Here is an 18,981-nt window from a genome sequence, read left to right as displayed (position 1 = left end):
CGACCATGTTCGACACCGTGCTCGTCGCCAACCGGGGCGAGATCGCCGTGCGCGTGATCCGTACGCTGCGGACGATGGGCGTGCGCTCGGTCGCCGTGTTCTCCGACGCGGACGCCGACGCGCGGCACGTCCGGGAGGCCGACACCGCCGTCCGGATCGGCCCGCCGCCGGCCGCCGAGAGCTACCTGTCCGTGGAGCGGCTGCTGGAGGCCGCCGCCCGCACCGGCGCCCAGGCCGTCCACCCGGGCTACGGCTTCCTCGCCGAGAACGCCCGCTTCGCCCGCGCCTGCGAGGAGGCGGGGCTGGTCTTCATCGGGCCGCCCGCGGACGCGATCGCGCTGATGGGCGACAAGATCCGCGCCAAGGAGACCGTGCGCGCGGCCGGCGTGCCGGTCGTGCCGGGCTCCAGCGGCAGCGGCCTGACGGACGCCCAGCTCGCCGAGGCGGCCCGGGAGATCGGCACGCCCGTGCTGCTCAAGCCGTCCGCGGGCGGCGGCGGCAAGGGCATGCGGCTGGTGCGCGACGCCGCCGCGCTGGCCGACGAGATCGCCGCCGCCCGCCGCGAGGCCCGCGCCTCCTTCGGCGACGACACGCTCCTGGTGGAGCGGTGGGTGGACCGGCCCCGGCACATCGAGATCCAGGTCCTGGCCGACGGCCACGGCAACGTCGTCCACCTCGGCGAGCGCGAGTGCTCGCTCCAGCGGCGCCACCAGAAGATCATCGAGGAGGCACCGAGCGTGCTCCTCGACGAGGCCACGCGCGCGTCGATGGGCGAGGCGGCCGTCCAGGCGGCGCGCTCCTGCGGCTACCGGGGCGCGGGCACGGTGGAGTTCATCGTGCCGGGCGGCGACCCGTCGTCGTACTACTTCATGGAGATGAACACCCGCCTCCAGGTGGAGCACCCCGTCACCGAGTTCGTCACCGGGCTCGACCTGGTCGAGTGGCAGCTGCGGGTGGCGGCCGGGGAGCGGCTGGGCTTCGGGCAGCAGGACGTGACGCTGACCGGGCACGCCGTGGAGGCCCGCATCTGCGCCGAGGACCCGGCGCGCGGCTTCCTCCCCTCGGGCGGCACCGTGCTGCTGCTGCGCGAGCCGGAGGGCGAGGGCGTGCGCACCGACTCCGGGCTCAGCGAGGGCACCGAGGTCGGCAGTCTCTACGACCCGATGCTGTCCAAGGTCATCGCCTACGGCCCGGACCGGGAGACCGCGCTGCGCCGGCTGCGGGCGGCCCTCGCGGAGACGGTCACGCTGGGCGTGCCGACCAACGCCGGGTTCCTGCGCCGGCTGCTGGCCCACCCGGCGGTCGTGGCGGGCGAGCTGGACACCGGCCTGGTGGAGCGGGTGGTGGACGACCTGGTGACCACCGACGTCCCGGACGAGGTGTACGAGGCGGCCGCGGCCGTCCGGCTCGACGCGCTGCGGCCGCGGACCGAGGGCTGGGTGGACCCGTTCTCCGTGCCGAGCGGCTGGCGCCTGGGCGGGCGGCCGAAGCCGGTCGCGTTCCCGCTGCGGGTCCCGGGCCTCGACCCGGTCACGCACGCGTGCGCCGGTGATGCCCGGGTGGCACCGGACCGGGTCGACGTGACGCTGGACGGGGTGCGCCACTCCTTCCACCGCGCCGCCGACTGGCTGGGCCGCGACGGCGACGCCTGGCAGGTGCGCGACCACGACCCGGTCGCCGCCTCGCTGGGGCGGGCGGCGCACGCGGGCGCGGACTCGCTGACCGCGCCCATGCCGGGGACGGTCACGGTCGTGAAGGTAGCGGTCGGCGACGAAGTCGCCGCGGGCCAGAGCCTGCTGGTGGTGGAGGCGATGAAGATGGAGCACGTCGTCTCCGCGCCGCACGCCGGCACGGTCACCGAGCTCGACGTCACGCCCGGCGCCACGGTCGCCATGGACCAGGTGCTGGCCGTGATCGCACCGACGGAGGAGGCGGACGGGTGAGCCACGACCAGCTGCCGATGACCGTGCCGGCCGAGGGCCTGCCCGCACGGGTGCGGATCCACGAGGTCGGCGCGCGCGACGGCCTGCAGAACGAGAAGACGGCCGTGCCGACGGAGGTCAAGGCGGAGTTCATCCGCCGGCTGGCCGACGCGGGCCTGACCACCATCGAGGCGACCAGCTTCGTGCACCCCAAGTGGGTGCCCCAACTCGCCGACGCCGAGCAGCTGTTCCCGATGGTGAGCGGACTCGGCGGGGTGCGGCTGCCGGTGCTGGTGCCCAACCTGCGCGGACTGGACCGGGCGCTCGCGCTCGGCGCCCGCGAGGTCGCCGTCTTCGCCAGTGCCACCGAGACCTTCGCCCGGGCCAACCTCAACCGCACCCTCGACGAGTCCCTGAGCGTGTTCGAGCCGGTGGTGCGGCAGGCCAGGGACGCGGGCGCGCACGTGCGGGGCTACGTGTCGATGTGCTTCGGCGACCCCTGGGAGGGCGCGGTGCCGCTCGACCAGGTCGTCCGGGTCTGCCGCGCGCTGCGCGACATGGGCTGCGACGAGCTGAGCCTCGGCGACACCATCGGCGTCGCCACGCCCGGCCACGTCCGCGCGCTGCTGACCGGCCTGAACGCCGCGGGCGTGCCGACGGACGTCATCGGGGTGCACTTCCACGACACCTACGGCCAGGCCCTCGCCAACACCCACGCCGCGCTGCTGCACGGCGTGAGCACCGTCGACGCCTCCGCCGGCGGCCTCGGCGGCTGCCCGTACGCCAAGTCCGCCACCGGCAACCTCGCCACGGAGGACCTCGTGTGGATGCTGCGGGGTCTCGGCATCGACACCGGAGTCGATCTCGGCCGTCTCGTCGCCACCAGCACGTGGATGGCCGGCCACCTGGGCCGACCCAGCCCGTCCCGCACCGTCCGAGCCCTGTCCCACGAGGACACCGAGGAGCACTGAGCACCATGGACTTCAAGCTCTCCCCCGAACTGGAAGAACTTCGCCGCACGGTCGAGGCGTTCGCGCACGACGTGGTCGCGCCGAAGATCGGCGACTTCTACGAGCGGCACGAGTTCCCGTACGAGATCGTCCGGGAGATGGGCCGGATGGGCCTGTTCGGGCTGCCCTTCCCCGAGGAGTACGGCGGGATGGGCGGCGACTACCTGGCGCTCGGCGTGGCCCTGGAGGAGCTGGCCCGGGTGGACTCCTCGGTGGCCATCACCCTGGAGGCGGGCGTCTCGCTGGGCGCGATGCCCCTGCACCTGTTCGGCACCGAGGAACAGAAGCGCGAGTGGCTGCCCCGGCTGTGCGCGGGCGAGGTGCTCGGCGCCTTCGGCCTGACCGAGCCGGACGGCGGCTCGGACGCGGGCGCCACCCGCACGACGGCCCGGCTGGACCCGGACACCGACGAATGGGTGATCAACGGCACCAAGTGCTTCATCACCAACTCCGGGACGGACATCACCGGGCTGGTCACGGTCACCGCGGTCACCGGCCGCAAGCCGGACGGCCGACCGCGCATCTCCGCGATCATCGTCCCCTCGGGCACGCCCGGCTTCACGGTCGCCGCGCCCTACTCCAAGGTCGGCTGGAACGCCTCGGACACCCGGGAGCTGCACTTCGACGACGTGCGGGTCCCGGCGGCGAACCTGCTGGGCGAGGAGGGCCGCGGCTACGCCCAGTTCCTGCGCATCCTGGACGAGGGCCGCATCGCCATCGCGGCGCTCGCCACGGGTCTGGCGCAGGGCTGTGTGGACGAGTCGGTGAAGTACGCCAAGGAGCGGCACGCCTTCGGCCGTCCGATCGGCGCCAACCAGGCCATCCAGTTCAAGGTCGCCGACATGGAGATGAAGGCGCACACCGCCCGGCTCGCCTGGCGGGACGCGGCGGCCCGGCTGGTGTCGGGCGCGCCGTTCAAGAAGGAGGCGGCGCTGGCCAAGCTGTACTCGTCGACGGTCGCGGTGGACAACGCCCGGGAGGCCACGCAGATCCACGGCGGCTACGGCTTCATGAACGAGTACCCGGTGGCCCGGATGTGGCGGGACTCCAAGATCCTGGAGATCGGGGAGGGCACGAGCGAGGTGCAGCGCCTGCTGATCGCACGGGAGTTGGGCCTGGTGGGCTGACGCCCCGTCCGGCGTGGACGGCCAGGGCCAGGGCCCCGGGGGTGGGTCACCCCCTGGACAAGATCTGAGGTTAGGCTAACCTATCTTCGACTTGTCCGGCGGGTGATCCGCCCTGTTCGAAAGCAGCGAACCATGTCCAACGCCAGAGCCAGCCACCCCACCCGCCGCGGCATCCTCGCCGCCGGCGGCGCCCTCGGCCTCGGGGCCGTCCTCGCGGCCTGCGGCGACGACGACGGGAAAAGCGGCGGTGGCTCGGACTCGACGGCGACCGGCGCGGCCACGTCCGGCCCCTGGACGTTCAAGGACGACCGCGGCACCACCGTGAAGCTGGGCAAGGCCCCGTCGTCCATCGTCGCCTTCACCGGCGTCGCCGCCGCCCTGTACGACTACGGCATCCAGGTCAAGGGCGTCTTCGGACCGACGAAGACCTCCGCCGGCAAGGCCGACGTCCAGGCCGGCGACATGGACATCAGCAAAGTCGAGATCCTCGGCAACGTCTGGGACGAGTTCAACGTCGAGAAGTACGCGGCCCTGCGGCCGGACGTGCTGATCTCCACGATGTTCGACGCCACCGGCACCCTCTGGTACGTCCCCGAGGCCTCCAAGGACAAGATCGCCAAGCTCGCCCCGAGCGTCGGCGTCTCCGTGTACGACCGTCAGCTCACCGCGCCGCTGCAGCGCATGTGGGAGCTCGCCGAGTCGCTGGGCGCCGACCTGACCGCGGCGAAGGCCGCCGACGCCAAGAAGCGCTTCGAGGAGGCCGCGACCCGGCTGCGTGCCGCTGCCAAGGCCAAGCCCGGCATCAAGGTGATGGCCGGCTCGGCGAGCCAGGAGCTCTTCTACGTCTCCGGCACCAACCTCTCCATCGACCTGGAGTACTTCAAGGCACTCGGCGTGACCTTCGTCGAGCCGCCGGAGAGCGCGAAGAAGCAGGGCGGCGGCTGGTACGAGTCGCTGAGCTGGGAGAACGTCGACAAGTACCCGGCGGACATCATCATGATGGACGACCGCACCTCGGCCATCCAGCCGGCCGACATCACCGAGGCGACCTGGAAGCAGCTGCCCGCGGTCAAGGCCGGCCAGGTCATCGCCCGCTCGCCGGAGCCGATCCTCTCCTACGACAAGTGCGTGCCGCTGCTCACCACCCTCGCCGAGGCCCTGGAGAAGGCCAAGAAGGTCAGCTAGCCCTTCCTCCAGGCACCACTCCTGGCACCACCCCCCTGGCACCACCCCCGCGGGTCACCTCCCCCTCCCGACCGAGGAGCACCGATGACCACAGCCGTGGCCGCCCCGTTCCGTTTCTTCTCCCTGCGGGTCGTGACGACGAGGCGGCTCGGCCCGTCCCTGCTCCGGGTCACCCTCGGCGGGGCGGACCTGCGGCACTTCGCCTCCGACGGCCGCGACCAGTCGCTGTCGCTGTTCCTGCCGCACCCGGGGCAGGACGCCCCGCGCGTCCCCGTCGAGCTGGGCGACGGCTGGTGGCAGGCGTGGCGTGAACTCCCCGACGGCGTACGGGCCGTGATGCGGTCGTACACCCTGCGGGCGCTGCGCCGCGACCCCGACGAGATCGACGTCGACGTCGTCCTGCACGAGCCCGCCGGGCACGCCTCCCGGTGGGCCGCGGGGGCGCGCGCCGGCGACCCGGTGGTCCTGCTCGGGCCGGCGGTCGCCGACAACCGGGCGATCCGCTTCCGGCCGCCCGAGGACACCGACCTGGTGCTGCTGTGGGGCGACGAGACGGCGCTGCCCGCCGTCGCCGCGATCCTGGAGTCCCTGCCGCCCGGCCTGCGCGTGCGCGCCTGGCTGGAGGTGCGCGACCGCGGGACGGTCCAGGACCTGACGACCCCGGCGGACGCCGAGGTCACCTGGCTCGTACGGCGCGACGGCTCCCCCATGGCCGTCGACGCCGTACGGGCCGCCCGCCTGCCGCCGGCGAACCGCCCGTACGTCTGGATCGCGGGCGAGTCGGGCTGCGTCAAGGCGCTGCGCCGGCACTTCACCGCGGAGCGCGGGATCGACCGGCGGCGGGTCACCTTCGTCGGTTACTGGCGCGAGGGGCTCACCGAGGAGCAGCTGCGCGAGGTGGAGTGACGGACACCAACTCCCGTGTGCGCAAGGGGCGTTGAAAACATGAGAACGATCACGCGGGGGCGGTGCCCCGGCCAGGGAACTTAGGTTAGGCTTACCTGAGTTCAGCCGAGGCTCCGCCCCTGATCCGTCCCCCAACGGACCGTCCCCACCCCCGGAGGACCCCCACCATGCGCTCGCACCTGCTCAATGACACGACCGCGGAGCGGTACCGCCGCACCGTGACCGAAGGAGTCGAGCGGGTGGCCGCCCACCTCGCCGCCACCGAACGGCCGTTCACCGGCATCGCCGTCGACGCCCTCGCGCCGCGCATCGACCGCATCGACCTCGACCGGCCCCTGCACGACACCGCAGCGGTGCTCGACGAGCTGGAGGAGGTCTACCTCCGCGACGCCGTCCACTTCCACCACCCCCGCTACCTCGCCCACCTCAACTGCCCGGTCGTCATCCCGGCCGTCCTCGGCGAAGCGGTCCTCACGGCCATCAACTCCTCCCTCGACACCTGGGACCAGTCGGCCGGCGGCACCCTCATCGAGCGCAAGCTCATCGACTGGACGGCCGCCCGCATCGGCCTCGGCCCCGCCGCCGATGGCGTCTTCACCTCCGGCGGCACCCAGTCCAACCTCCAGGCCCTGCTGCTGGCCCGCGAGGAGGCCAAGACCGACGACCTCGCGTCCCTGCGCGTCTTCGCCTCCGAGGTCAGCCACTTCAGCGTGCAGAAGTCCGCGAAACTGCTGGGCCTCGGACCGGACGCCGTCGTCACCCTCCCCGTCGACCACGACAAGCGGCTGCACACCGTCGCCCTCGCCCGCGAACTCGAGCGCTGCCGCCGCGACGGACTCGTCCCCATGGCCGTCGTCGCCACCGCCGGCACCACCGACTTCGGCTCCATCGACCCGCTGCCCGAGATCGCCGACCTGTGCGCCCGGTACGGCACCTGGATGCACGTCGACGCCGCCTACGGCTGCGGACTGCTCGCCTCCCTGAAGTACCGGGACCGCATCGACGGCATCGAGCACGCCGACTCGGTCACCGTCGACTACCACAAGTCCTTCTTCCAGCCGGTGAGTTCCTCGGCCGTCCTGGTCCGCGACGCCGCCACCCTGCGGCACGCCACCTACCACGCCGAGTACCTCAACCCCCGCCGCACGGTGCACGAGCGCATCCCCAACCAGGTGGACAAGTCCCTGCAGACCACCCGCCGCTTCGACGCCCTCAAGCTGTGGATGACCCTGCGCGTCATGGGCGCCGACGGCATCGGACAGCTCTTCGACGAGGTGTGCGACCTCGCCGCCCAGGGCTGGGAACTGCTCGCCGCCGACCCGCGCTTCGACGTCGTCGTCGCCCCCTCGCTGTCCACCCTGGTCTTCCGCTACGTCCCCGCCGCCGTCACCGACCCCGCCGGGATCGACCGCGCCAACCTCCACGCCCGCAAGGCCCTGTTCGCCTCCGGTGACGCCGTGGTCGCGGGCACCAAGGTCGGCGGCCGCCACTACCTGAAGTTCACCCTGCTCAACCCCGAGACGACGACCGGCGACATCGCCGCCGTCCTCGACCTGATCGCCGGCCACGCCGAGCAGTACCTGGGAGAGTCCCTTGACCGCGCTTCCTGAGTCCACCGACGCCACGGGGAAGACCTACGACTTCGTGGGCATCGGGCTCGGCCCGTTCAACCTGGGCCTCGCCTGCCTCACCGAGCCCATCGCCGAACTCGACGGCGTCTTCCTGGAGTCCAAGCCCGACTTCGAGTGGCACGCCGGCATGTTCCTGGACGGCGCCCACCTCCAGACGCCGTTCATGTCCGACCTGGTCACCCTCGCCGACCCGACCTCGCCCTACTCCTTCCTCAACTACCTGAAGGACAAGGGCCGGCTGTACTCGTTCTACATCCGCGAGAACTTCTACCCGCTGCGGGTCGAGTACGACGACTACTGCCGCTGGGCCGCCCACCAGCTCGGCAGCATCCGCTTCGGCACGACGGTCACCGAGGTGACGTACGACGAGGGCGACGCGGTGTACGCCGTGCGCACCCAGGGCGGCGAGACCTACCGCGGCCGCCACCTGGTGCTGGGCACCGGCACCTCCCCCCACCTGCCCGAGGCCGTGCGCGGACTGGGCGGCGACTTCCTGCACAACTCCCGCTACGTGCAGCACCGCGACGCGCTCCGGCAGAAGGAGTCGATCACCCTGGTCGGCTCCGGCCAGTCCGCCGCCGAGATCTACCACGACCTGCTCGGTGAGATCGACGTGCACGGCTACCGCCTGAACTGGGTGACCCGCTCCCCGCGCTTCTTCCCGCTGGAGTACACCAAGCTCACGCTGGAGATGACCTCCCCCGAGTACGTCGACTACTACCGCGCCCTGCCCGAGGCCACCCGCTACCGCCTCACCCAGCAGCACAAGGGCCTGTTCAAGGGCATCGACGGCGACCTGATCAACGACATCTTCGACCTGCTCTACCAGAAGAACCTGGCCGGCCCGGTCCCCACCCGCCTGCTCACCAACTCCGCGCTCACCGGGGCCCGCCACGAGAACGGCACCTACACCCTCACCTTCCGCCAGGAGGAGCAGGGCAAGGACTTCGAGCTGTCCAGCGACGGCCTGGTCCTCGCCACCGGCTACCACTACACCGAGCCCGCGTTCCTCGACCCCGTCCGCGACCGCCTGGTGTACGACTCCCACGGCAACTTCGACGTCGCCCGCAACTACGCGATCGACGTCACCGGCCGGGGCGTCTTCCTCCAGAACGCCGGCGTCCACACCCACAGCATCACGTCCCCCGACCTGGGCATGGGCGCGTACCGCAACAGCTACATCATCAGCGAACTGCTCGGCACCGAGTACTACCCGGTCGAGAAGACGATCGCCTTCCAGGAGTTCTCCGTATGACCACCCCCCACACCTTCACCTTCCGCCCCCTGGACCCCCTGAGCGACGGACGGCTCGTGCACTCCTGGGTGACGCATCCCAAGGCCGCGTTCTGGATGATGCAGGACGCCCGGCTGGAGGACGTCGAGCGGGCCTACATGGAGATCGCGGCCGACGAGCACCACGACGCGTTCCTCGGGCTGCGGGACGGGGTGCCGGCGTTCCTGATGGAGCGGTACGACCCGGCGCACCGGGAACTGGTCGGGCTGTACGAGGCGCGGCCGGGGGACGTCGGGATGCACTTCCTGACGCCGGCGACCGACCGGCCGGAGCACGGGTTCACGCGGGCCGTCATCACCGCGGTGATGGCGTACCTCTTCGCGGACCCGGCGGTACGGCGGGTGGTCGTCGAGCCGGACGTGGCCAACACGGCCGTGCACGCCCTCAACGAGGCCGTCGGGTTCGTGCCCGAGCGGGAGGTGCGCAAGCCGGAGAAGCGGGCGCTGCTGAGCTTCTGCACCCGGGAGCAGTTCCTCGCGGCGACGGGGGTGTCCGCATGACCCCCGCCGACGCCGTGGCCCACCTCTCCCCCGAGCGCTGGGAGCAGGCCAACCGCCTGCTGGTGCGCAAGGCGCTCGCCGAGTTCGCGCACGAGCGGCTGATCACGCCCGAGCCGGAGGGCGAGGGGTACGTCGTGCGCAGCGACGACGGGCTGACCGCGTACCGGTTCACCGCCGTGCGCCGGGCGCTGGACCACTGGCAGGTCGACGCCGGCTCGATCACCCGGACCCGCGGCGGGGCGGAACTGCCGCTCGCCGCGCTGGACTTCTGCATCGAGCTGCGGCAGTCCCTGGGGCTGAGCGACGAGATCCTGCCGGTGTACCTGGAGGAGATCTCCTCGACGCTGTCGGGGACCTGCTACAAGCTCACCAAGCCGCAGGTGCCGGTCGCGGAGCTGGTCGACGCCGGGTTCCAGGCGATCGAGACGGGGATGACCGAGGGCCACCCCTGTTTCGTGGCGAACAACGGGCGGCTGGGCTTCGGCGTCCACGAGTACCTGTCGTACGCGCCGGAGACGGCGAGCCCGGTGCGGCTGGTGTGGCTGGCGGCGCACCGGTCGCGGGCCGCGTTCACGGCGGGGGCGGGCATCGAGTACGAGTCGTTCCTGCGGCAGGAGCTCGGCGAGGGGACCGTCGAGCGGTTCCACGGGCAGCTGGCCGCGCAGGGCCTGGACCCGGCCGACTACCTGCTGATCCCGGTGCACCCCTGGCAGTGGTGGAACAAGCTGTCGGTGACCTTCGCCGCGGAGGTCGCCCGGCGCCACCTGGTGTGCCTGGGCGAGGGCGAGGACGCGTACCTGGCCCAGCAGTCCATCCGGACGTTCTTCAACACCTCGCACCCCGAGAAGCACTACGTGAAGACGGCGCTGTCCGTGCTCAACATGGGCTTCATGCGCGGTCTGTCGGCCGCGTACATGGAGGCGACGCCCGCCATCAACGACTGGCTGGCCCGGCTCGTCGAGGGCGACCCGGTGCTGAAGGCGACGGGCCTGACGATCATCCGGGAGCGGGCGGCGGTCGGCTACCGGCACCTGGAGTACGAGCAGGCGACGGACCGCTACTCGCCGTACCGCAAGATGCTGGCGGCGCTGTGGCGGGAGAGCCCGGTGCCGTCGCTCGCGGAGGGCGAGTCGCTGGCGACGATGGCCTCGCTGCTGCACGTGGACCACGCGGGGGCGTCCTTCGCGGCCGCGCTGGTCGAGCGCTCGGGGCTGGAGCCGCAGGAGTGGCTGCGGCGCTACCTGCGGGCGTACTACACGCCGTTGCTGCACAGCTTCTACGCCTACGACCTGGTGTACATGCCGCACGGCGAGAACGTGATCCTGGTGCTGCGGGACGGGGTGGTGCAGCGGGCGGTCTACAAGGACATCGCCGAGGAGATCGCGGTGCTGGACCCGGACGCGGTGCTGCCGCCGGAGGTGCGGCGGATCCGGGTGGAGGTGCCCGAGGACCAGAAGCTGCTGTCGGTCTTCACGGACGTCTTCGACTGCTTCTTCCGCTTCCTCGCGGCCCAGCTCGCCGCCGAGGGCGTGCTAACGGAGGACGGCTTCTGGCGCACGGTCGCCGAGGTCACCCGGGAGTACCAGGAGGCGACGCCGCAGCTCGCCGAGAAGTTCGCCCGGTACGACCTGTTCGCGCCCGAGTTCGCGCTGTCCTGCCTGAACCGGCTGCAACTGCGCGACAACCGGCAGATGGTGGACCTGGCGGACCCGTCCGGCGCGCTCCAGCTGGTCGGCACCGTGGAGAACCCGATCGCCGGGTACTGATCGAACTGGGCGTCCCGCTAGGGGTGTTGGCGGGGATCTCGTTCGAGCGGGGCCGCAGGGCCGGCCGGCTGCGGCTGTGGCTCCGCGACGGCGCCGACCCTCCCCCACTCAAGGACATAAGGGAACCCCCACCTGCTCGCGACGGACGGCCGGCTGGCCGAGCCGCACGACCCGTACCGGCTGGTCGTGGAGCCGGACCGGTACGGCGTCGCCGAGTACCTGGTGGACGAGGTGCGCACGGCGCTGACCCTGGACCGGGTGCCCGCCGACCCGGTGGACGCCTACCTGCTGCCGGGGTGGGGGTTCCGCAAGGACCCGCTGATGGCGCTGGTGGCGGCGGCCGTGCAGGCGCGGCTGCCGCACCCGGCCGCGGCGGTGCGGGCGGAGCCGGCGCCCCTCGTGGCCGCGGGCACGGCCACGGCCCCGGCCCCGGCCCCGGACGACGGGGACCACGACGTGCTGCTGCGGCGGCTGCGCGAGCTGGGTGAGCTGCACCGCTCGGGCGTGCTGACCGACGAGGAGTTCACCCGGGCCAAGCGGGCGGTCCTCGACCGGATGTGAGGACCGCCCGCCCGGTGCGGGCCCGCGCCGGGGGCTACTTGGCCCGGCGGGCCACCGTGAAGTGGTCGATGCGGTCGCCGGTCTCGGCGATGCCCTGGACCTTCAGGGTGGTGTAGTGGCCCTTGGGCGCGGGGGTGACGTCCACGCGCAGGAACGAGTAGTCGAGGTAGCGCACCCGGGACCAGGCGACGGTCTCGTTGACCTTGCCGTCCTTGGTGTTGACGAACGAGGCGACCGCGTCGACCTCGTGCTCGTGGCCCTCGTAGGAGTCGGGGGCGGTGAAGGCGTACAGGCTGCGGCCCGCGGCGCCGGCGGTGACGTAGACGACGCCCTCGGTCTCGGGGTAGGCGGTGCCGCCGATGGGGAGCTTCTTGGTGACCGTATTGCCCTTGATGACGTCGGTGCGCTCGTACTGGTGGTTGTGGCCGTTGATGACGAGGTCGACCTGGTACTTCTCGAACAGCGGCACCCACTCCTGGCGCACGCCGCCCTCGGAGGCGTGGGCGGTGGAGGTGCAGTAGGCGCAGTGGTGGAAGAAGACCACGATGAAGTCGATGTCCTTGGCGGCGCGGTACTTCTTCAGCTGGCCCTCGAACCACGTGGTCTGGGTGCCGCCGGAGATGCCCAGGTTGGCCGGGATCTCGAAGGAGACGTCGTTGGGGTCGAGGGAGATGACCGCGGTGTTGCCGTGGACGAAGGAGTAGACGCCCGGCAGGTTCTTCTTGTCGGGCCCGTTGTCGGGGAGGGTCAAGCGGGCCTCCTCGCCGCCGTAGCCGTTGGGCGAGTACCAGGCCTCCATGTCGTGGTTGCCGTAGGAGACCATCCAGGGCACGGACTTGGCGACCGACTCGGTCTGGGCGAGGAACTGGTCCCAGGTGCGCGCGTCGAAGCCGGTGTCGGCGGTCTTGCCGGCGCCGGCCGGGTCGGCGTAGGCGATGTCGCCGGCGTGCAGGTGGAAGGCCGGGTTCTGGCCGAGGATCAGGGCGTCGTTGGCGAGGCCGTGGTAGCTGACGCCCTGGTCGCCGAAGGCGGTGAAGGTGAACGGCGCCTTGTGGGCGGGGGCGGTGGTGAACGTGCCGAGGGTGCCCAGCAGGTGGGGCTCGGCCGGGTCGAAGCCCGCGTGGCCGACGCCGTAGTAGTAGGTGCGGCCGGGCTTGAGGCCGGCCAGCTTGGCGTGGACGTAGTACTGGGTGTGGTCGGCGCTCGCGCCCACGCCGGCCGGGGTGTACAGGGTGCGGATCTCGGCGCCGATCCGGTGGGAGAGGTCCCAGGGGTGGGCGCCGATGCGGATGAAGGGCTTGTCGACGGCGACCGGCACCTGCCAGGAGACGGTCATCTCGGTGCGCGCGTCGTTGCCGTAGGCGAGGTGGCGGCCGAAGGGGGCGACGAGGCGGCCGTCGACCTTCTGGGCCGAGGGCGCGGTGGAGCGAGTGGGCACGGCGGCCCGGGCGGTGGCGCCAGGGACGAAGGCGCCGCCGACGACGGCACCGAGGGTGACCGCGCCGCCGCGCATCATCGTGCGCCGGGAGAAGCGGGAGCGCAGGTACTCGTGCTGCTCGGCCATGCTCATGCGGTCGGCGAGCTGGTCGGGTACGCCCATGCGAGGAATGTCCATGACGACTGAAAATCGTCCCCCCAGGCGACCGTTCGCGGGACGCCGGGTGGACGGGCGCCGAACAGGGGCTCATGAGAGTTCCAATGTTCGACCAAGACCCGCCCCCGGGCGCTTGCCCGAAATCGGGCAGGTTCCTTGCGAAAGTCGCGCCGGTACCCCAGGATCTACCGGGTGCACGACGAGCTTCTTGATCACCTGACCCGCACCACGCCCCTCAGCAGGGGCGAGGCGCTGCGGGTGGTCCAGGACGTGCTGGCCTATTTCGACGAGACGACCGAGCAATACGTCCGTCGCCGCCACCGCGAACTCCAGGCCCAGGGCCTGGTGAACGCGACGATCTTCGAACGGATCGAGGCGGACCTGAAGTACCGCGCGGTGGCGCCGCCGGAGCTCACGCTCCGTCAGCTGCGGCGCATCGTCTACGGCTGAGCCGCAGCCGTGGGCCGCCCCACCGGGCGGCCGGGACCGAGCCGAGAACTGAAGAGGAACACCCCTACATGTGCGGAATCGTCGGATACATCGGGAAGCGTGACGTCGCCCCCCTGCTGCTGGAGGGCCTGCAGCGCCTGGAGTACCGCGGCTACGACTCGGCGGGCATCGTCGTCAGCTCCCCGAAGACGCCGGCCCTGAAGATGGTCAAGGCCAAGGGCCGGGTGCGCGACCTCGAGGCGAAGGTGCCCGCCCGCTTCAAGGGCACCACCGGCATCGCCCACACCCGCTGGGCCACCCATGGCGCCCCCTCCGACGTGAACGCCCACCCGCACCTGTCGGCCGACAGCAAGGTCGCCGTGGTGCACAACGGCATCATCGACAACGCCTCCGACCTGCGCCGCAAGCTCGAGGCGGACGGCGTGGAGTTCCTCTCCGAGACCGACACCGAGGTGCTCACCCACCTGATCGCCCGCGCGCAGGCCGACAAGCTGGAGGACAAGGTCCGCCAGGCGCTGCACGTGGTCGAGGGCACCTACGGCATCGCCGTGATGCACGCCGACTTCCCGGACCGCATCGTCGTCGCCCGCAACGGCTCCCCGGTGGTCCTCGGCATCGGCGAGAAGGAGATGTTCGTCGCCTCCGACATCGCCGCGCTGGTCGCCCACACCCGGCAGATAGTGACGCTGGACGACGGCGAGATGGCCACCCTCAAGGCCGACGACTTCCGCACCTACACCACCGAGGGCACCCGCACCACCGCGGAGCCCACCACCGTGGAGTGGGAGGCCGCCTCCTACGACATGGGCGGCCACGACACCTACATGCACAAGGAGATCCACGAGCAGGCCGACGCCGTGGACCGCGTGCTGCGCGGCCGCATCGACGACCGCTTCTCCACCGTGCACCTCGGCGGCCTCAACCTGGACGCCCGCGAGGCGCGCCAGATCCGCCGGGTGAAGATCCTCGGCTGCGGCACCTCCTACCACGCGGGCATGATCGGCGCCCAGATGATCGAGGAGCTGGCCCGCATCCCCGCGGACGCCGAGCCCGCCTCGGAGTTCCGCTACCGCAACGCGGTCGTCGACCCCGACACGCTGTACATCGCCGTCTCGCAGTCCGGTGAGACCTACGACGTCCTCGCCGCCGTGCAGGAGCTCAAGCGCAAGGGCGCCCGCGTCCTCGGCGTGGTCAACGTGGTCGGCTCGGCGATCGCCCGCGAGGCGGACGGCGGCGTCTACGTGCACGCCGGCCCCGAGGTGTGCGTGGTGTCCACCAAGTGCTTCACCAACACCACGGTCGCCTTCGCCCTGCTCGCCCTGCACCTGGGCCGTACCCGTGACCTGTCGGTGCGCGACGGCAAGCGGATCATCGAGGGGCTGCGCAAGCTGCCCGGGCAGATCGCCGAGATCCTCTCCCAGGAGGAGGAGATCAAGAAGCTGGCCGACGAGTTCGCCGAGGCCCGCTCGATGCTCTTCATCGGCCGCGTCCGGGGCTACCCGGTGGCCCGCGAGGCGTCCCTGAAGCTCAAGGAGGTCTCCTACATCCACGCCGAGGCCTACCCCGCCTCCGAGCTCAAGCACGGCCCGCTGGCCCTGATCGAGCCGGCGCTGCCGACGGTCGCGATCGTCCCCGACGACGACCTGCTGGAGAAGAACCGCGCGGCGCTTGAGGAGATCAAGGCCCGCCACGGCCAGATCCTGGCCGTCGCCCACCAGCACCAGGAGAAGGCCGACCGCACGATCGTCGTGCCGAAGAACGAGGACGAGCTCGACCCCATCCTGATGGGCATCCCGCTCCAGCTCCTCGCCTACTACACGGCGAAAGCCCTGGGCCGCGACATCGACAAGCCGCGCAACCTGGCGAAGTCGGTGACGGTCGAGTAGGACCCCCGGATCGAGCAGGACCCCGGGCGGGCAGGACTCCGCGAGGCGCCCCGGCGCCCGGGGACGACGGGAGCGGGCCCCCGCGTGCCGGTGCGCACGCGGGGGCCCGCTCTGCGTGCCAGGTGCGCCCGACCACTAGGCGTCGGCTGACAACCCGTAGGTCTGACGGTCGAGTTGGACCCCGCCCGTCACCGTCAGGGAGAGGACCACGAGGGCGAGCAGCAGCAGGAACGGGCCCGCCGCGTCGTCGGGGACCTGCGCGCCGGCGGACGGCGAGGACTACGGGATGACGACGACCGGGCGCTTGGCCCGCTTGGCGAGGCGCCCGGCGACGGAGCCGAACATGCGCCCCACGAGGCCGTGCGTGGAGCCGACCACGATGGCGTCCGCCTCGTACTCGCGGCCGACCTCCTCGAGCTCGTGGCAGATGTCGCCGCCGCGCTCGACCAGGATCCAGGGCACTTCGGAGAGGTAGTCCGCGCAGGCCAGCTCCAGGCCGAGCACCTCGGTGCGGTGGTCCGGCACGTCGACGAAGACCGGCGGCTCGCAGCCCGCCCACACCGTGGTGGGCAGCCGGTTGGCCACGTGGACGATGATCAGGCCCGCACGGGAGCGGTGGGCCATGCCGATGGCGTACGCGAGGGCACGCTCACTGGAGGTGGAGCCGTCGAAGCCCACCACGACCCCGTGCTGGAACGCCGGGTCGCAGGTGGGGCGCGTCTCTTCCGCCGCCAGGGGATCGGCCGCCGTCGGGTCGGCGACCGGCCGCTTGCGGTCCGCGGGTTCGAAGAATTCGTGACCGGCCATGGCTGTCTCGGCGAATGATCCTTAGTGGGTGGGACGACACTGAGCGGCGGAGCTGTGTCCGGGAATCATCTTCCCGACCCCATACCCCCAAGGGTACGGCGCCACGCCTCCTCGGCCCAGATCCCGCGCACCGGAGGTGGGGGGTCCCCGCACACCGTGCGCGGGGTTCCAGGGAGCATGCACGAGGGGGTGCCCGTCACGCAATGGTTGCTGCCCCGTACAGGCGGTTTGGGCGGCATTCACCTGCCTGCCGGGATTCCGGTGGGTGACCGGCCGGTCGGACGGGCGTTGAACCCGGTGATCCGTGCCCCCAGGGAGGCCCGCCATGACCGCACCGCCCGGCGACGACCGGACGACCGAGCTCATCCGCTGGGCGGCCTTCAGCTGTGCCCTCGTCCCCGTCGTCCTCCTCTGGTACGGGAGTTCGCTGGCCGGGGCGACGGGAACCGCCCTGGGCCTCGCCGCCGTCACAGCGGTGTGCCGGCTGCTGCTGCGCCGGTCCGAACGGGGCGCGGCCCGCACGCCATCGGAGCACCCGCAGGACCGCGCACACCACCAGGAGCACCACCCGGCACCCGCGCCCCCTCCGGGACACCGTGCGCGGGGCGGGACCGGAGCACACCGAGGCACACGTCACACTGGTGGGAGCACACCGGTCGGCTGACCGGTTTCCGCGCACGCGAACGCTCCTTTTCAGCCAACTTCCGGCCCCCGCGTGTCCCGGGTGGGGAAGACCCCCTTCACCCCGTTCGACCTGCGCAAAGGGCCCTCTGGATGCCCTGTGCACCCTATGGAGATTGGCCACTGCCACGAGGCGCACTTCCCTGCACGACCCGGGAGTGCAACGCTTCGTGATCGAATGCTTCACGCCAAGTTGCCATGTCGACAATGTGCCGGGTGGCGAACCTGGTCACCCCGGCACGACGCGACACAGTAGATTCGATCTTGACTGTCTACGGCGGGGGACTCGTGCAGGACCGAGGGGAAACGTGCAGGAGCGACACAACCGAGGAGCCGCGACCACCGAGGGGGGCTTAGCAGTATGAGCCACGACTCCACTGCCGCGCCGGAAGCCGCGGCCCGGAAACTCTCCGGGCGACGCCGCAAGGAGATCGTCGCGGTGCTGCTGTTCAGCGGCGGCCCCATCTTCGAGAGTTCCATTCCGCTGTCGGTGTTCGGGATTGACCGCCAGGACGCCGGCGTGCCGCGCTACCGCCTTCTGGTGTGTGCCGGCGAGGAAGGCCCGCTGCGGACCACAGGGGGCCTGGAACTCACCGCACCACATGGCCTGGAAGCGATCTCGCGGGCGGGCACCGTCGTGGTGCCGGCCTGGCGGTCGATAACGTCCCCGCCGCCGGAGGAGGCGCTCGACGCGCTGCGCCGCGCGCACGAGGAGGGCGCCCGCATCGTCGGACTGTGCACCGGCGCCTTCGTGCTGGCGGCGGCGGGCCTGCTGGACGGCCGTCCCGCGACGACACACTGGATGTACGCACCGACGCTGGCCAAGCGCTACCCGTCGGTGCACGTGGATCCGCGAGAACTGTTCGTGGACGACGGGGACGTGCTGACCTCCGCCGGTACGGCGGCCGGCATCGACCTGTGCCTCCACATCGTGCGCACGGACCACGGCAACGAGGCGGCCGGCGCCCTGGCCCGGCGCCTGGTGGTGCCGCCGCGCCGGTCGGGCGGTCAGGAGCGCTACCTCGACAGGTCTTTACCCGAGGAGATCGGCGCCGACCCGCTGGCCGAGGTCGTCGCCTGGGCGCTGGAGCACCTCCACGAACAGTTCGACGTGGAGACGCTCGCCGCGCGCGCGTACATGAGCCGGCGGACCTTCGACCGCCGCTTCCGGTCACTGACGGGCAGCGCCCCGCTCCAGTGGCTGATCACGCAGCGCGTCCTGCAGGCACAGCGCCTGCTGGAGACGTCGGACTACTCGGTGGACGAGGTGGCGGGCCGGTGCGGCTTCCGCTCACCGGTCGCGCTGCGCGGCCACTTCCGCCGTCAGCTGGGTTCGTCCCCGGCCGCCTACCGGGCGGCGTACCGGGCGCGCCGGCCGCAGGGGGAACGCACGCCGGAGCCCGAGGCCCCGTCGCCGTCCCCGTCCGCCCCGCCGCAGCACGTGGCGCCCTCCCCGATCGGCCCGGCCCCGGGCCTGCACCCGGACTCCGCGGTCCCGATGCAGACCCGCCGCACGGCGGCCGGGGTCGGCTCCGGCCTGCCGCAGGCGAGCCTGCCGGGGCAGCGCAGCGGAGCCTGACGCACGAGGACCGGGGGCGCACGCCCTGAGGGACCGGGGGCCGTCCGCCCCCGGTCCCGTCCGGCTGCCCGGCCGCGCGCTG

Annotated in this window: 15 protein-coding genes and 1 pseudogene; 14 read left to right on the top strand and 2 right to left on the bottom strand. The window is 71.9% G+C overall.

The features are described from left to right. Positions 1-5: 5 nt before the first annotated feature. The 10 genes and pseudogenes from AQJ30_RS20900 to AQJ30_RS37060 all read left to right on the top strand — a co-directional run bounded on the left by AQJ30_RS20900 (position 6) and on the right by AQJ30_RS37060 (position 11,902). Positions 6-1,943 carry an acetyl/propionyl/methylcrotonyl-CoA carboxylase subunit alpha gene (locus AQJ30_RS20900; protein ID WP_067236271.1) on the top strand — a complete coding sequence of 646 codons (1,938 nt, stop codon included), beginning with the start codon at positions 6-8 and terminating at the stop codon, positions 1,941-1,943. Between the two features lie 17 nt (positions 1,944-1,960). Further along, on the top strand, positions 1,961-2,893 hold the full coding sequence (locus AQJ30_RS20895) for a hydroxymethylglutaryl-CoA lyase (protein ID WP_211279053.1): 933 nt from the start codon (positions 1,961-1,963) through the stop codon (positions 2,891-2,893). A gap of 5 nt (positions 2,894-2,898) precedes the next feature. Next, positions 2,899-4,059, top strand: a complete 1,161-nt coding sequence (locus tag AQJ30_RS20890; protein ID WP_067236265.1) for an acyl-CoA dehydrogenase family protein — start codon at positions 2,899-2,901, stop codon at positions 4,057-4,059. 132 nt (positions 4,060-4,191) lie between these two features. Beyond that, on the top strand, positions 4,192-5,244 hold the full coding sequence (locus AQJ30_RS20885) for an ABC transporter substrate-binding protein (RefSeq protein WP_067236262.1): 1,053 nt from the start codon (positions 4,192-4,194) through the stop codon (positions 5,242-5,244). Positions 5,245-5,328: 84 nt separating this feature from the next. Then, a complete protein-coding gene (locus AQJ30_RS20880) occupies positions 5,329-6,150 on the top strand; it encodes a siderophore-interacting protein (protein WP_067236261.1) in 822 nt (273 codons plus the stop codon). A gap of 167 nt (positions 6,151-6,317) precedes the next feature. Further along, positions 6,318-7,760 carry a lysine decarboxylase DesA gene (desA, locus tag AQJ30_RS20875; RefSeq protein ID WP_067236258.1) on the top strand — a complete coding sequence of 481 codons (1,443 nt, stop codon included), beginning with the start codon at positions 6,318-6,320 and terminating at the stop codon, positions 7,758-7,760. After that, positions 7,744-9,036, top strand: coding sequence for a lysine N(6)-hydroxylase/L-ornithine N(5)-oxygenase family protein (locus AQJ30_RS20870; protein ID WP_067236256.1), 1,293 nt, complete (start codon positions 7,744-7,746; stop codon positions 9,034-9,036). The genes desA and AQJ30_RS20870 overlap by 17 nt, the downstream gene beginning before the upstream one ends. Next, a complete protein-coding gene (locus tag AQJ30_RS20865; protein WP_067236254.1) occupies positions 9,033-9,575 on the top strand; it encodes a GNAT family N-acetyltransferase in 543 nt (180 codons plus the stop codon). Before AQJ30_RS20870 ends, AQJ30_RS20865 begins: the two co-directional genes overlap by 4 nt. After that, entirely contained in the window at positions 9,572-11,341 is a 1,770-nt protein-coding gene (locus AQJ30_RS20860; RefSeq protein WP_067236251.1) for an IucA/IucC family protein, read from the top strand. Before AQJ30_RS20865 ends, AQJ30_RS20860 begins: the two co-directional genes overlap by 4 nt. Next, a pseudogene (locus AQJ30_RS37060) lies at positions 11,338-11,902 on the top strand (DUF4429 domain-containing protein). Before AQJ30_RS20860 ends, AQJ30_RS37060 begins: the two are co-directional and overlap by 4 nt. 34 nt (positions 11,903-11,936) lie before the next feature. Here AQJ30_RS37060 and AQJ30_RS20850 read toward each other — a convergent pair. Continuing rightward, positions 11,937-13,502 carry a purple acid phosphatase family protein gene (locus tag AQJ30_RS20850; protein WP_067236245.1) on the bottom strand — a complete coding sequence of 522 codons (1,566 nt, stop codon included), beginning with the start codon at positions 13,500-13,502 and terminating at the stop codon, positions 11,937-11,939. A gap of 186 nt (positions 13,503-13,688) precedes the next feature. Between AQJ30_RS20850 and AQJ30_RS20845 the strand changes: the two genes are divergently transcribed. Both AQJ30_RS20845 and glmS read left to right on the top strand, forming a co-directional pair. Continuing rightward, positions 13,689-13,946 carry a hypothetical protein gene (locus AQJ30_RS20845; RefSeq protein ID WP_067236243.1) on the top strand — a complete coding sequence of 86 codons (258 nt, stop codon included), beginning with the start codon at positions 13,689-13,691 and terminating at the stop codon, positions 13,944-13,946. 68 nt (positions 13,947-14,014) lie between these two features. Continuing rightward, positions 14,015-15,832 (top strand): glutamine--fructose-6-phosphate transaminase (isomerizing), encoded by a 1,818-nt coding sequence (gene glmS, locus AQJ30_RS20840; protein WP_067236241.1) that lies wholly within the window; start codon positions 14,015-14,017, stop codon positions 15,830-15,832. A 279-nt stretch (positions 15,833-16,111) separates the two neighbouring features. Here glmS and AQJ30_RS20835 read toward each other — a convergent pair whose 3' ends face one another. Beyond that, positions 16,112-16,639, bottom strand: a complete 528-nt coding sequence (locus AQJ30_RS20835) for a universal stress protein (protein WP_067236238.1) — start codon at positions 16,637-16,639, stop codon at positions 16,112-16,114. Between the two features lie 325 nt (positions 16,640-16,964). Between AQJ30_RS20835 and AQJ30_RS37055 the strand changes: the two genes are divergently transcribed. Together AQJ30_RS37055 and AQJ30_RS20830 are read left to right on the top strand one after the other, a co-directional pair. Continuing rightward, entirely contained in the window at positions 16,965-17,303 is a 339-nt protein-coding gene (locus AQJ30_RS37055) for a hypothetical protein (RefSeq protein WP_079084170.1), read from the top strand. A gap of 378 nt (positions 17,304-17,681) precedes the next feature. Beyond that, a complete protein-coding gene (locus AQJ30_RS20830) occupies positions 17,682-18,899 on the top strand; it encodes a helix-turn-helix domain-containing protein (RefSeq protein WP_067236236.1) in 1,218 nt (405 codons plus the stop codon). Positions 18,900-18,981: the final 82 nt, after the last annotated feature.

Source organism: Streptomyces longwoodensis (assembly GCF_001514125.1).
GTDB lineage: Bacteria > Actinomycetota > Actinomycetes > Streptomycetales > Streptomycetaceae > Streptomyces > Streptomyces longwoodensis.
Note: the sequence above shows the minus strand (reverse complement) of the source record. Positions and strands in the feature narration are given on the sequence as shown.